At 61.7% G+C, this 11,498-nt stretch carries 10 protein-coding genes; 3 read left to right on the top strand and 7 right to left on the bottom strand.

The window, feature by feature from the left end; all coding sequences use genetic code 11:
• Positions 1-56 precede the first annotated feature (56 nt).
• The gene (locus LVY71_RS12020) at positions 57-1,292 is read left to right on the top strand and encodes a lytic murein transglycosylase (protein WP_235100126.1); all 1,236 of its coding nucleotides are present in this window, start codon (positions 57-59) and stop codon (positions 1,290-1,292) included.
• A 179-nt stretch (positions 1,293-1,471) separates the two neighbouring features.
• On the opposite strand, the gene recJ is transcribed toward LVY71_RS12020, so the two are convergent.
• The 7 genes from recJ to LVY71_RS11985 form a co-directional block, all read right to left on the bottom strand.
• On the bottom strand, positions 1,472-3,313 hold the full coding sequence (gene recJ / locus LVY71_RS12015) for a single-stranded-DNA-specific exonuclease RecJ (RefSeq protein ID WP_235100125.1): 1,842 nt from the start codon (positions 3,311-3,313) through the stop codon (positions 1,472-1,474).
• A 171-nt stretch (positions 3,314-3,484) separates the two neighbouring features.
• Positions 3,485-4,195: a haloacid dehalogenase type II gene (locus LVY71_RS12010; RefSeq protein ID WP_235100124.1), complete on the bottom strand. Its 711-nt coding sequence runs from the start codon at positions 4,193-4,195 to the stop codon at positions 3,485-3,487.
• 9 nt (positions 4,196-4,204) lie between these two features.
• The gene (locus tag LVY71_RS12005; protein WP_235100123.1) at positions 4,205-4,654 is read right to left on the bottom strand and encodes a GNAT family N-acetyltransferase; all 450 of its coding nucleotides are present in this window, start codon (positions 4,652-4,654) and stop codon (positions 4,205-4,207) included.
• A gap of 13 nt (positions 4,655-4,667) precedes the next feature.
• Positions 4,668-5,666: a class II fructose-bisphosphatase gene (gene glpX / locus LVY71_RS12000; RefSeq protein ID WP_235100122.1), complete on the bottom strand. Its 999-nt coding sequence runs from the start codon at positions 5,664-5,666 to the stop codon at positions 4,668-4,670.
• Between the two features lie 54 nt (positions 5,667-5,720).
• A complete protein-coding gene (locus LVY71_RS11995) occupies positions 5,721-7,043 on the bottom strand; it encodes a homoserine dehydrogenase (RefSeq protein ID WP_235100121.1) in 1,323 nt (440 codons plus the stop codon).
• Positions 7,044-7,067: 24 nt separating this feature from the next.
• Positions 7,068-8,285 (bottom strand): LL-diaminopimelate aminotransferase, encoded by a 1,218-nt coding sequence (locus LVY71_RS11990; protein WP_235100120.1) that lies wholly within the window; start codon positions 8,283-8,285, stop codon positions 7,068-7,070.
• 218 nt (positions 8,286-8,503) lie between these two features.
• Positions 8,504-8,815: a hypothetical protein gene (locus tag LVY71_RS11985; RefSeq protein ID WP_235100119.1), complete on the bottom strand. Its 312-nt coding sequence runs from the start codon at positions 8,813-8,815 to the stop codon at positions 8,504-8,506.
• A gap of 263 nt (positions 8,816-9,078) precedes the next feature.
• On the opposite strand from LVY71_RS11985, the gene LVY71_RS11980 reads away from it, so the two are divergent.
• Positions 9,079-10,896: a PHA/PHB synthase family protein gene (locus LVY71_RS11980; protein ID WP_235100118.1), complete on the top strand. Its 1,818-nt coding sequence runs from the start codon at positions 9,079-9,081 to the stop codon at positions 10,894-10,896.
• A 166-nt stretch (positions 10,897-11,062) separates the two neighbouring features.
• Complete coding sequence (locus LVY71_RS11975; RefSeq protein WP_235100117.1) at positions 11,063-11,461, top strand: MAPEG family protein; 399 nt, start codon at positions 11,063-11,065, stop codon at positions 11,459-11,461.
• Positions 11,462-11,498 lie beyond the last annotated feature (37 nt).

The raw sequence follows: 11,498 nt of genomic DNA, 5'->3' as shown, positions 1-11,498 counted from the left end.
GTTCCGCGGCAGATTGGCCTTTGGCTGAACCGGCCACACCGCGCTACAGTGAGGGGATGACGCAAACAGATTCTTCAAACGCCAAATTTCTCACGCGACGAACGCTGCTGGGTTCCGCACTCGGTGCGAGCGCGCTGGCGATCAGCCCGCGTTGTGCCCTCGCCTCTCCGCCCGGCTTCGACCAATGGCGCGAAGGCTTTCGCGCCCGCGCGCTGGCGCGCGGTATTTCGGAAGGCACCTACATCCGCGTGCTGAGCCGCATCGAGCCGGACATGAGCGTGTTCGAGAAGATGCGCAAGCAACCCGAATTCAATGAGCAGCTCTGGCAATATATCAACCGCCGCGTCTCGGACTGGCGGCTGGCCGCAGGCAAAGCCGCGCTGCAGAAAAACAATGCGCTGTTCACCCGCATCGAAAAAGATTTCGGCGTCGAACGCGGGACGCTGCTTGCGCTGTGGGGCGTCGAGACAGCTTACGGCGATCCGCTGGTGCAGCAGAATCATATGCGGCCGGTGTTTCCTTCTCTGGTGGCACTGGCGTGGAACGAGCCGCGCCGCAAGGCCTATTGGGAAACCGAACTCATCAACGCGCTGCGCATCGTCGACAAGCGCTGGAGCACGCCCGAGGAAATGCGCGGCTCGTGGGCCGGCGCAATGGGACATACCCAGTGGATGCCGGAAGTCTGGCTCAACGTCGGCTTCGATTACGATGGCGACGGCCGCGTTTCGCCGTTTGGCAAGCCGGACGACGCGCTCGGCTCCAGCGCGCGCTATCTCGTCAACCGCGGCAAGTATCGCCGTGGCGAGCATTGGGGCTACGAGGTGCGCAGCGCGACCGGCGGCAGCGGCAACAAGAGCTACGCGCAATGGGCTGCGGCTGGCGTCACCCGCGCCGATGGCCAGCCGTTTCCGCGTCCGAATGACATGGCGCAGCTCTGGACGCCGGTACAAGGCGGGCCGTCGTTTCTTCTCGGACCGAATTTCTACGCCGTCAAAAGCTACAATCCGTCAATGAACTATGCGCTCGCCATCGTGCATCTCGGCGACCGCATTCAGGGTGCGGGCCCATTCGTGCAGCCCTTCCCCGGATCGGAGCGTGCGCTGACCCTTGCCGAGGTGCAGGAGGTGCAGACCCGCCTGACCAAAGCCGGCTTCGACACCGGCGGCACCGATGGCCGCGTGGGCAACGACACCATGAAGGCGGTCCGGGATTTCCAGACCAAGGCCGGACTGCTCCCCGCCGACGGCTATGCCGGACTGAAGGTGCTGGCGCGGCTGCGGCAGGGATCGTGATTATCTAGAGCGTGATGACGCCAAATTCATTCACGATGCCGTCATCCTGAGGTGCCGAAGCGAAGCGGAGGCCTCGAAGGGCGACGGCATTCGCAGTCCCGTCATCCTTCGAGGCTCGCAAGTGCTCGCATCTCAGGATGACGATCTCCTTTTGCGTACTTATTTAAGTTAATTGCACTCTATCGAATAACACTCGGCCCCAAATCCGGCACCGCGACATCCGTGACCCGCATCTGCACGCGCTCGGAGCCTTGCCAGCGATCGACCGTGAGCGATCCTGCGACATGCAGTAGCTGACCGCGGTTTTCGACCAGCGCGTTGCCGAGCTTCTGGCCGATGGAGCGGAACGCGATGCCGTTCACGAATGATCCATCGCCCGACTTGAAACGCAGGCGCAAATGGGCCTGTCCGACCTCATCGGCGTAAACAAGCTGATGTGACGGCAGCGCGATCAGCGGTTCGGGATTGCCTGCGCCGAACGGCCCTGCGCGGTTGAGCGTGTTGACGAAATCCGTCGTCACCGCGCGCGCGGTCACCGCACCATCGATGAACAGCTCATTGGCATGCCGCGCTTCCGCAACGGTGGGCGCCAAAGCCGTCTCCACAAAAGCGCGGAATTCCGCAAGGCGCTCCTTCTTCAAGGTGACGCCTGCCGCCATCGCGTGGCCACCGCCTTTCAGCAATATCCCCTCGTTCACCGCCTCGCGCACCACCTTGCCGAGATCGACGCCCGGAATCGAACGACCCGATCCGGTGCCGATGCCGCCGGGTTCGAGCGCAATGGCAAAGGCAGGCCGCGAGAACTTTTCCTTGAGGCGTGACGCCACCAGACCGACGACGCCCGGATGCCAGCCCTCCGACGCGGTCACGATCACCGCACCCTTGTCGTCCAACCCGAGCGAGGCCAGCGCCTCGGCTTCCGCCTGCGCTTCCGCCATCTGCTCGATGACGCGGCGCTCAGTATTGAGGCGATCGAGTTCAGCGGCGATGCGCGCCGCCTCCGAAATGTCGCCTTCGAGCAACAGCCGCACGCCGAGATCAGCCCGCCCGATGCGGCCGCCCGCATTGATGCGCGGCCCGAGCATGAAGCCGAGATGCCATGCCTCCGGCGGTCCGCTAAGCCGCGCCACATCCATCAACGCGGTATGACCGACATGATCGCGGCGGCGCAACGCGATCAGCCCTTTGGCGACGAACGCGCGGTTGAGCCCGGTCAGCGCGGCAACGTCGGCGACGGTGCCGAGTGCCACATGGTGAAGCGCGTCCAGCAGGTTGGGTTCGGGCCGCTCAGCCGACCAGAAATTGCGGGCGCGCAGTTCCCGGTTCACCGCCACCAGCGTGACGAACACGAGGCCCACGGCGGCAAGATGCCCAAGGCCTGACAGATCGTCGGGACGGTTCGGATTGACCAGCGCGTCGACCACGGGCAGTTCGTCGCCGCATTGATGATGGTCAATCACGACCACATCCATGCCGAGTTTCTTGGCCTCCGCCAGCGGCTCGATACTGGTGGTGCCGCAATCGACCGTGACCAGCAGCGTCGCACCCTTGGCAGCCAAGCCGCGCACCGCTTCGACGTTGGGGCCATAGCCCTCGAAGATGCGGTCGGGAATATGGATGAATGGATCAAGGCCGCAATGGCGCAAATGCCAGGTCAGCAGCGCCGCCGAGGTCGCGCCATCCACATCGTAGTCGCCAAAGATCGCGATCTTCTCGCCGCGCACGGCTGCGTCCGCGATACGTTTCGCAGCCGCTTCCATCTCAGTGACAGTCAGCGGATCAGGCAGCAGCTTGCGGATGGTCGGATCAAGAAAATCATCGACGGCATCGATGTCGATGCCGCGCCCCGCGATGATCCGCGCGAGCATTTCCGGCACCTGATAGCGCTGTGCGATGGCGAGCGCCCGCGCCGCACCGCGCGGGTCGAGGCGGTCGCGCCAGACCCGGCCTGTCGCGGACCGCGTCACGCCGAGAAAGGCGGGCGGCGCCTCAACAGGCAATGCGGATGCAGGGAACGTCATGATGCCTTCCGCAGGTAAGCACGAAGCGCAAATGGTCAATGATTCGCGGATGTCATCCTTCGAGGCTCGCAAGCGCTCGCACCTCAGGATGACGACCAATTTCCCTCACCCTGAGGTGCCGAAGCCAAGCGGAGGCCTCGAAGGGCGACGGCCCTATGTTACGGTACTCGTTTAGCAACCCAGCTTATCAGCCAGATCGTTGAAATCCTTCACGACAAAATCCCAGTTACCTTCCGCTCTAAAATCGCGGTTCTGCAACGGACCATACTCCGTCGGGCGCGGCACAAAGGTGGTCTTTAATCCGAAGTTCTGGGCGGCGGCGAGATCGCTGTTGTGCGCGGCGACCAGCATCACCTCGCCCGGAGTCAGACCGAGAATTTTCGCCGCTCCGAGATAGGCTTCCCGGTCCGGTTTGTAGTGCTCGAATATCTCGGCGCTCAGCACGATATCCCACGGCAGGCCAGCGAACTTCGCCATGTTGGTGAGCAGCGCGACATTGCCGTTGGAGAGCGGCCCGATGATGAACTTCGTCTTCAACCGCGTCAGACCGGCAACGCTATCCGGCCACGGATGCAGGCTATGCCAGCCGCGCGTGAGATAATCGAAATCTGCTGATGTCAGTCCGGTGATGCCGAGCCTGGCCGCGAGCGGCTCGATCGATTGCCGCTGCAAATCATCGAGGATGACGAACCCACGCTCGGGATGTTTGCGCACCTCGTCCATCGACGGCATGTACGCGCCGCGCCAGGCATCGACCAGTCCGACCCAGTCACCATTGATGCCCTTCTCCTTGCCCAACGCGGTAAAATTGTCGATCAGGCTGGTGCGCCAGTCGACCACGGTGCCGAACACGTCGAACAGCAGCGCCTTGATCTCGGACATCGGTTACTCTCAGAAAATCTTGCGGTACTGCATGAAGCCGGAACGGTCGGCAACTTCATCGTAGAGAATCTGCGCGCGCGCATTCTCGAATTGCGTCAGCCAGTGCACCCTGCTCGCCCCGGCGGCCTTGGCCTTCTCATAGACAGCTTCGATCAGCTTGCGGCCGACACCGTGTCCCCGCGCATTCTCGTTCACGAACAGGTCTTGCAGGTAGCAATAGTCGCCGATCGTCCAGCAGGAGCGATGATAGAGGAAATGCACGATGCCGGTCAGATCGCCATCCACATAGGCGCCGAGCACGTACATCGGCTCCGCATCATCGTGAAACCGCTGCCACGTTATATCGGTGGTCGCGGTTGGAACGCTCGCCTTGTAGAACCTGAGATAGCCGGCCCACAGCGGTTCCCATGCCGCGCGCTCATCCTCGCGAACTGGCCGGATGACAACGCGATCGGTCATGGTGACGCCCTGCTCAATCGAGGTGGAACTTCTCGAACTGGCGATGCTCGCCCTTGATGATGCGGACCGTACCGGTGACAGAGCGCATGACGACGGTCTCGGTCTCGATGACGTTCTTGCGGAATTTGACTCCGGACAGCAGCGAGCCATCGGTGACGCCGGTCGCCGCGAACAAACAATCCCCGCGCGCCATGTCCTCGATGCCATAAACCATCGAGTAATCCTTGACACCCATCTTCGCCGCGCGCTCACGCTTCTCGTCGGTATCGAGAATAAGACGGCACTGCATCTGGCCGCCGATGCAGCGCAACGCCGCCGCAGCCAGCACGCCTTCCGGCGCGCCACCGATTCCCATGTAAATATCGACGCCGGTATTTTCCGGGTCGGCGGTGTGGATCACGCCCGCGACGTCGCCATCGGTGATGAGGCGCACGGCCGCGCCGGTCGAACGGATGGCGTTGATGATGTCGGCATGGCGCGGACGATCCAGCACCAGCGCAGTAATCGCGGAAGGATGTACGTCCTTAGCGCGGGCAAGCCGCTTGATATTTTCCGCCGGCGGGGCGTCGAGATCGACCACGTGCTTCGGATAACCGGGGCCGACCGCAATCTTCTGCATATAGACGTCCGGGGCATTCAGCAGCGTTCCGCCTTCCGCCATCGCCATGGTCGCGATCGCGCCCGGCATGTTCTTGGCGCAGAGCGTCGTGCCCTCCAGCGGATCGACCGCGATATCAACGTCCGGGCCGCCCACAGCGCCGACCTTCTCGCCGATGAACAACATCGGCGCTTCATCGCGCTCGCCCTCGCCGATCACGACCGTGCCCTGAATTGGAATTTTGTTCAGTTCGCGCCGCATGGCGTCCACGGCAGCCTGGTCGGCGGCCTTTTCGTTCCCGTGACCGCGCAGACGCGCGGCGGAAACGGCGGCACGCTCGGTCACGCGAACGATTTCAAGGGTGAGGATGCGTTCCAGCAACAGCTGCGGCGGAACGGAAATCGTAACGGACATCGGCTAACTCCCAAAACAACGTGCGTATCAATAGACCCGGTCGCCCGGATCCTGTCAGTTCTTTTCGATGCGGATAACCTGCGGACGGCCGGTTATCACCCGATCTTGCTGTACCGCCTGCAAGGCGCGGCGCACAGCGTCTTCGGTGGTGGCGTAAGTAATCAGGATGACCGGCACAGGAGCGGGTTTGCCGCGCTTGTCCAGCACATCCACAGCGCCGTCAGGATGACGCTGGACGATCGATTCAATGGAGATTTTCTGCTCCGCGAGCCGCGTCGCGATGGTCGCGGCTGTTCCTGCAAGGTCGCGGGCCATCAGGCGAATGTAATAGCCGCCCTCGTGGCGCTTCATCGGCGCCTTGGCGGTGGTCTTGAGTTTCGCAACCGGCCGACCGAACGGCAGCGCACGGATGCCACGCGCCACGTCCGCAATGTCGGCCAGCACGGCCGACGCGGTCGCTGCGCCGCCAGCGCCAGGGCCGACCAAGGTGATCGGGGGAATGCCTTCACCGTCGATGGTCACCGCATTGGTCACATCCATTACCTGCGCAATGGAGGACGACTTCGGCACCATGGTCGGATGCACGCGCTGCTCGATGCCGGAGTCGGTGCGCACCGCAACGCCAAGCAATTTCACGCGATAGCCGAGTTCTTCAGCCGCACGCAGGTCCTCGGGCGCGATCGAAGAGATGCCTTCAACGTAAACCGCGCTCTGGTTGACCTTGGTGCCAAACGCAAGGCTGGCGAGAATTGCGAGCTTTTGTGCAGTATCGTGCCCGTCCACGTCGAACGACGGATTGGCCTCGGCGTAGCCGAGCCGCTGCGCATCCTTGAGACATTCGGCAAAGGACAATCCCTCGCGCTCCATCCTTGTCAGGATGTAGTTGCAGGTGCCATTGAGAATGCCATAGACCCGGTTGATGCCTGTCCCGGTAAGCCCTTCGCGTAACGTCTTGATGACGGGAATGGCAGCACCGACCGCCGCTTCATAATTCAGCGCGCCGCCGTGCTTTTCGGCCAGCATCGCAAGCCGCGTGCCGTGCCTGGCGATCAGCGCTTTGTTCGCGGTGACCACCGACTTGCCGTTCCGGAGCGCGGCTTCGATGGCCGACAAGGCAGGCTCGCCGGAGCCGCCCATCAGTTCGACAAAGCAATCGATCTTCGGATCGTTGGCCAGCGCGAGAGGGTTGCGGGCCCATTCGATGCCCCGCAGGTCGAGGCCTCGTTTCTTGACTTTCGAGCGAGCGGAGACCGCCACCACACGGACCCCACGGCCGCAGCGCGCCGAAAGAGCCCTGCCCTGACTTTCGATCAAGCGGACCACCTCGGCACCCACGGTACCGAGGCCCGCAATACCCACCTTGAGGGGTGCGACCATGCTGCTGAAAACCTGCCGGAAAGCCTATCGCCGGTTGGCGAGAGGAACCACGTTGTGCAACGATTCAACGCCACTTTCAAGGAAGCGGCGGATGTTGCGGGCGGCCTGGCGAATTCGCTGCTCGTTTTCCACCATAGCGATGCGGACATAGCCTTCGCCATGCTCACCGAAGGCGACGCCGGGCGACACGACCACGCCGGATTTTTCAACCATCAGCGTGGCGAACGCCATGCTGCCGACGTCGCGGAACTTCTCGGGCAACGGCGCCCAGGCGAACATCGAAGCCGCCGGCGGCGGAATATCCCATCCGGCGCGGCCGAAGGACTCCACCAGCGCATCGCGGCGCTTGCGATAGGTATCGCGCACCTCCTTGATGCAATCCTGCGGACCGTTCAGTGCAGCGGTCGCGGCGACCTGCACCGGCGTGAACGCGCCATAGTCAAGATAGGACTTCACCCGCGTCAGCGCCGCGATGATGCGCTCATTGCCCACGGCAAAGCCCATGCGCCAGCCGGCCATGGAAAATGTCTTCGACATCGAGGTGAACTCCACCGTGACGTCGATCGCACCCGGCACTTGCAGCACCGACGGCGGCGGCACGCCGTCGAAATAGAGTTCTGCATAGGCCAGATCTGACAAGATGAAGATCTCATGCTTCTTCGCAAACGCAACAAGATCTTTGTAAAAATCGAGCGACGCGACATAGGCCGTCGGGTTCGACGGATAACACGCGATCATCGCGATCGGCTTGGGGATCGAGTGAATGATCGCCTTCTCGAGCGCGCTGAAAAGCTCAGGGGTCGGCTCGGCCGGAACCGAGCGGACCACGCCCCCCGCCATCAGGAAGCCGAAAGCGTGGATCGGATAGCTCGGGTTGGGCACCAGCACCACGTCGCCGGGGGCCGTGATCGCCTGCGCGACGTTGGCAAAACCTTCCTTGGAGCCAAGTGTGGCGACGATCTGGGTTTCCGGATTGAGCTTCACGCCGAAGCGGCGCTCATAATAGGCAGCCTGTGCCCGCCGCAACCCCACGATACCTTTGGACGCCGAATAGCGGTCGGTCCGCGGCTTGCCGAGGGTTTCCTTGAGTTTCTCAATGACATGCGGCGGGGTCGGCAAGTCCGGATTGCCCATGCCCAGATCGATGATGTCGGCCCCGGCGTTCCGCGCGGCCGCCTTGGCTCGATTGACTTGCTCGAACACGTAAGGCGGCAGACGGCGGATACGGTAAAACTCTTCCATGGGTCGGGCTCCGGGAGCCGGTAAACCGGCGATAACAGCAGGATCAGTAACGTGTTTTGCACCGAAGTGGAATTCGGTACGGTGACGGGAAGGCACGGAATTTCAGTATATTCAGCGGATTTGAGCGCAAAGCATGACGCCGGCGCGCGAATTCGCATTTTTCCGATTGAATCGTGGTCTTTTTAGCACCAACCGACAGTTGCGGCGAAGGCAAATTCTCAGTTGCTGCGGCGCTGGGCAGCCTGAGCCCCGGAGGCCTGCCGGTCGCGGGCAGCGAGCAAATCCTTCTCCAGCTTGGTCTGCTGCGCCTGATCAAGCACTGTTTCCTGGCGGGGTACCGGCAGGTCATGCACCGGCAGATACTCCCCAGGGGCGGCGGGTCGGGCGGGCGTGTTGGCCGGCAGGCCTACAAGCGGCAGATCAGCCACCGGGATCGAGCAACCTGCGAGCGCGAGGCCGAGCAGCATCGCGCCGGCCAAGGCCGACAAGCGCCCTCTCCCACATATGCGGCTCTGCGAAGAAATAATCATGTCCCCTTGGTTTCAATCGGCACGATTCCTGCTCGTTGAAAAGCGCGCAGGGAAGCCGAACTCAACATCGCCGGACGCATTAAACGACTGACGATGGTCGTCACAAAACAGAGACAATGTTCTTGAGGCCCGAATATGACCGAACCCTTAATTATGCCGCATCGCAACACATGCAAATCAGCGCACGCATCTGAACTATGCCATGATGATACTTAGAATTTACGCGCTGATGGTCAGCTAAGAAGAGAGTTCAGAACGAAGCGATGAGTGACACCTTGCTAGACACCAAGGCTGCAGAATCCGGGAATGCGAAAGGCTTCGATCCGGAAGCATTCTCCGCGAACCTCGCTCGCGCGATCGAATCCAGTGGCCGCGCACTTTCCGCTTATCTGAAGCCGCGGGAGAACGGCGAGGTCACGGATCAACCCCCTGCCCAACTCACGGAGGTTGTGAAGACACTGACGTCGGTCGCCGACTATTGGCTGTCGGACGAACAGCGCGCCGCCGAGGTGCAAACCAAAATCGGAAAATCGTATCTGGAGTTGCTGAGCAGCGCGACGCGCCGCCTGTCGGGCGAAGCCGCGGCACCGGCGGCGGAGCCGTCGCCGCGCGATAAACGCTTCCAAGACCCGGAGTGGAAGACCAATCAGTTCTTCGAGTTCGTGATGCAGGCCTACCTGCTGACGACGCAGTGGGCGAATGATCTCGTCAAGAACGCAAACGGCCTCGACCCGCACACCCGTAAGAAGGCCGAGTTCTACATCCAGCAGGTCACGAACGCGATTTCGCCATCCAATTTCATCCTGACCAATCCGGAAGTGCTGCGGCAGACGCTTGCGAGCAACGGGGACAACCTTGTACGTGGCATGAAGATGCTGGCGGAAGATATCGAGGCCGGACACGGCACGCTTAAAATCCGTCAGTCTGCCGCTGATCTCGAAATCGGCCGCGACCTCGCGCTGACGCCTGGCAAGGTGATCTATCAGAACGAGATCATGCAGCTCATCCAGTACACGCCGACGACGGAGAGCGTTCTTCGCACGCCGCTGCTGATCGTGCCGCCGTGGATCAACAAGTTCTACATCCTCGATCTCAACCGCCAGAAATCCTTCGTCCAGTGGTGCGTCAATCAGGGCCTCACGGTGTTCCTGATTTCGTGGGTCAATCCCGACAAAAAACTTGGCGGCAAGACCTTCGAGGACTACATGCGCGAAGGCCCACTGACGGCGATGGACGTCATCGAAAAAGCCACCGGCGAAATGCGCGTTCATACCATGGGTTACTGCGTCGGCGGAACGTTGCTGGCGACGACGCTGGCGTGGCTCGCCGAGAAGCGGCGCGTTCGCGTCACATCCGCGACCTTCCTCGCGGCGCAGGTGGACTTCACCCACGCCGGCGACCTTCTAGTGTTCGTCGATGAAAACCAGGTTTCCAGCCTCGAACGCGAAATGAAACAGGCTGGCGTGCTGGAAGGCAGCAAGATGGCGATGGCCTTCAACATGCTGCGCTCTAACGATCTGATCTGGTCCTACGTGGTCAGCAACTATCTGAAGGGCAAAGAGCCTGCGGCGTTCGACCTGCTGCACTGGAATTCGGACGCAACCCGGATGCCGGCCGCGAACCATTCCTTCTATCTGCGCAACTGCTATCTCGAAAACCGGCTGTCCACCGGCACCATGGCCATCGACAACACCCAACTCGACCTCTCCAAGGTGAAGGTGCCGATCTATAATCTTGCCACGCGGGAAGATCACATCGCCCCGGCGGAATCCGTGCTGTACGGCTCGCAATTCTTTGGCGGTCCGGTGAAATACGTTGTCGCGGGATCGGGCCACATCGCCGGCGTCGTCAATCCTCCGGAATCCGGAAAATACCAGTACTGGACCAATGATCGTATCCAGAACACCACCCTCACGGACTGGTTCAAGGATGCGGAGGAACACAAGGGATCGTGGTGGCCGGACTGGCGCGCGTGGCTGGAGACCATCGATGCCGAGCAGGTTCCGGCGCGCATTCCGGGTACCGGGCAACTGGAAGCCCTAGAGGATGCCCCCGGCAGCTACGTCCGCGTGCGCGCCTAGGCAGGAAAACCCTTCCCCCGATATTGGCCGAACTTGACCAACCGTCTATGAATGTCGTGGACGATGAAGCGTCGGATTCGATCCTTGGGACGGATCGACACCGCGGGGTGACCATTGCGGTGCGGCGCGCTTCAGGCGGCCTTGCGGAATTGGAAGGGAAACCTCGATGACACGTGAACTGTTCTGGCTGACGCTGACCGTTATTTTAACCGGCCTGCTCTGGATTCCCTACACGATCAACCGGTGCCAGATTCGCGGCCTTGGCGGCGCGATGGCGAACCCGTCACGTAACGACAAGCCGCAATCCGAATGGGCGAACCGCATGATGTTCGCCCATGACAACGCGGTCGAAAATCTGGTCATATTTGCGCCGCTGGTTCTGATCCTCAATGCGATCGATTATTCGACGAAATGGACCGTGCTGGCCTGCGCGGTTTATTTCTGGTGCCGACTTGGTCATCTGATCGTCTACACGTTCGGCGTTCCGGTTCTGCGGACCGTTCTTTTCACTGTCGGCTTCGTCGCGCAGGCAGTTCTCGCACTGGCGATTTTCAAGGTTTTCTGATCGCTTACGTCATCGGATAAACGAAAAGGGACGGCCT

This window comes from Bradyrhizobium sp. G127 (genome assembly GCF_021502575.1).
In the GTDB taxonomy this organism is placed as follows: Bacteria; Pseudomonadota; Alphaproteobacteria; order Rhizobiales; family Xanthobacteraceae; genus Afipia.
This window is presented reverse-complemented; position numbering and strand designations above follow the sequence as displayed.

Coding starts and splice junctions, on each gene's coding strand:
- LVY71_RS12020 (WP_235100126.1), top strand. CDS start 57: ATGACGCAAACAGATTCTTCAAACGCCAAATTTCTCACGCGACGAACG.
- recJ (WP_235100125.1), bottom strand. CDS start 3,313: ATGACGTTCCCTGCATCCGCATTGCCTGTTGAGGCGCCGCCCGCCTTT.
- LVY71_RS12010 (WP_235100124.1), bottom strand. CDS start 4,195: ATGTCCGAGATCAAGGCGCTGCTGTTCGACGTGTTCGGCACCGTGGTC.
- LVY71_RS12005 (WP_235100123.1), bottom strand. CDS start 4,654: ATGACCGATCGCGTTGTCATCCGGCCAGTTCGCGAGGATGAGCGCGCG.
- glpX (WP_235100122.1), bottom strand. CDS start 5,666: ATGTCCGTTACGATTTCCGTTCCGCCGCAGCTGTTGCTGGAACGCATC.
- LVY71_RS11995 (WP_235100121.1), bottom strand. CDS start 7,043: ATGGTCGCACCCCTCAAGGTGGGTATTGCGGGCCTCGGTACCGTGGGT.
- LVY71_RS11990 (WP_235100120.1), bottom strand. CDS start 8,285: ATGGAAGAGTTTTACCGTATCCGCCGTCTGCCGCCTTACGTGTTCGAG.
- LVY71_RS11985 (WP_235100119.1), bottom strand. CDS start 8,815: ATGATTATTTCTTCGCAGAGCCGCATATGTGGGAGAGGGCGCTTGTCG.
- LVY71_RS11980 (WP_235100118.1), top strand. CDS start 9,079: ATGAGTGACACCTTGCTAGACACCAAGGCTGCAGAATCCGGGAATGCG.
- LVY71_RS11975 (WP_235100117.1), top strand. CDS start 11,063: ATGACACGTGAACTGTTCTGGCTGACGCTGACCGTTATTTTAACCGGC.